The sequence below is a fragment of the Polaribacter sp. genome, assembly GCF_965656025.1.
In the GTDB taxonomy this organism is placed as follows: Bacteria; Bacteroidota; Bacteroidia; order Flavobacteriales; family Flavobacteriaceae; genus Polaribacter.
Genome location: NZ_CBFHJT010000036.1, coordinates 2,534 through 4,270, shown reverse-complemented (window position 1 = coordinate 4,270; position 1,737 = coordinate 2,534). Strand labels below are relative to the sequence as shown.

Sequence of the window (1,737 nt, the reverse complement as noted above, 5' to 3'; positions counted from 1 at the left end):
CAATCATCATCATCTACAACTGTAAGCATAATAACTTTTATTTGAGGATATTTTGTTTTTACAATTTCAGTAGCTTTTATACCATCCATTTCTGGCATTTGAATATCCATTAAAATCACGTCTATATTATGGTTCTCCTCTAATTTACCTATTAATTCTGCACCATTATTTGCATGGAATTTTACAGAAATATTATCAAAATAAGAGAGTTTTTCTTTAATGGCTTTTACTAAAAAATAGTTGTCTTCGGCAATGCAAATTTTTAAGTTCATAATAAGTTTGGTTAGAAGACTAAATTAATGATTTGAATGTATAGAATTTATACGTCATTTGACGTATATTTTGAGTTTAATAATAATTTAATTTCTGTACCCTTACTTTTAGCAGAAATAATTTTTACATTTCCACCAATTTCACTCATTCTTTTTTCCATATTACTTAAACCATTCCCTAACGTTACTGTATTTAAGTCGAAACCAACTCCATCATCCATTATAGAAATTATATAGGTGTTTTCTTTTTTATCAATATTGATTTCGATTTTAGAACTTTCTGCATATTTAATAGCATTATTAATAGCTTCTTGTAAAACTCTAAAAATACTCATGCCTTCTAAAGAAGATAAAGCTTCATTTTTATCAATTTCATAATTTATTTTAAACGCTATGTTTGGTGTTGCAATTTTTGCTTTTTCTATGAATGATAAAATTCTGGTATGTAAATCCTCAATCGTAATTTCAGTTTTATTCATTGCCCAAATTGTATCTCTTAATTGATGAATGGTTTCTGAGGTAAAGGAACTAATACCAACTAATTTTTCTTTCAATTTTTCATTAGCATCTTTGCTAACATATTTCAAGTTGTCTATAGAAGATATTATAAAAGTAAGTTGAGAGCCAATATTATCGTGTAAATCTCTAGAAATTCTTAAACGCTGTTCTTGTAATCTGTTTTGGGTTTTTATCTTTGATAAGGCATCTTTAAGATCTATTTCTTTTTGCAGCTGTTGCTTTTTAAGTTGATTTCTTTTGTAAACTGCAAAAAAGATAATTGCTAAAATTAAAAAGGCAGACGCGAATAATATTGCATAAAGATTTCTGTTTTTAATAGCGAGTTCTTTTTCTAACAATTGTTCTTTCTGAAGGGCTATTTCTTTTTCTTTTTTTGCTGTTTCGTATTTGGCTTCTGTTTCTTGTACAGTTTGATCTCTTTGTTTTTTAAATATTGAATCTTTAATTTTTACTAAAGCCTCAGTGTCTTTTAAAGCTTGTTTTAAATTTCCTAATTTTTTATAAACTTGAGCTCTTTCATCATAAATCCAAACAAAGTTCTCTATGTATTTACTTTTTTCTGTATAATAAATTGCAGAATCAAACATTTTTAGAGAGTAATTTAGTTTATTTGCTCTATTTCCATACATTGCTAAATTTGTAAAAATTGCACCTGTTGCATAGTCACTATTATAGGGCTTGTAAAGTTTTAAACCTATTTCGGTTAGCTCTCTCGATTTTTCTAATTTGCCTAACACCATGTAAGTGTAACCAAGATTTACAAATGTGGTTTTTACATCCGTAGAATCTAATCTAGGTAAAAAACTAAGTATTTTTTCTTGCCTTACAGCTGCACTATCTGGTTGCCCATTTTCTGTAAATGCTGCTGCAGTAATATCTAAAGCATTAATAATTGATATTAGGTTTTTTGTAGAGTCTTTTTGTAAACTAATACTTGCTTTTTTCC

The 1,737-nt window shown here is 27.5% G+C and carries 2 protein-coding genes; both read right to left on the bottom strand.

Going from position 1 to position 1,737, the window contains the following annotated elements:
* Positions 1-272, bottom strand: a 272-nt coding sequence (locus ACTG3S_RS08360; RefSeq protein ID WP_439128901.1) for a response regulator, incomplete at its 3' end; no start/stop codon positions are given.
* A 47-nt stretch (positions 273-319) separates the two neighbouring features.
* A partial coding sequence (locus tag ACTG3S_RS08355; protein WP_439128900.1) for an ATP-binding protein occupies positions 320-1,737 on the bottom strand: 1,418 nt, incomplete at its 5' end.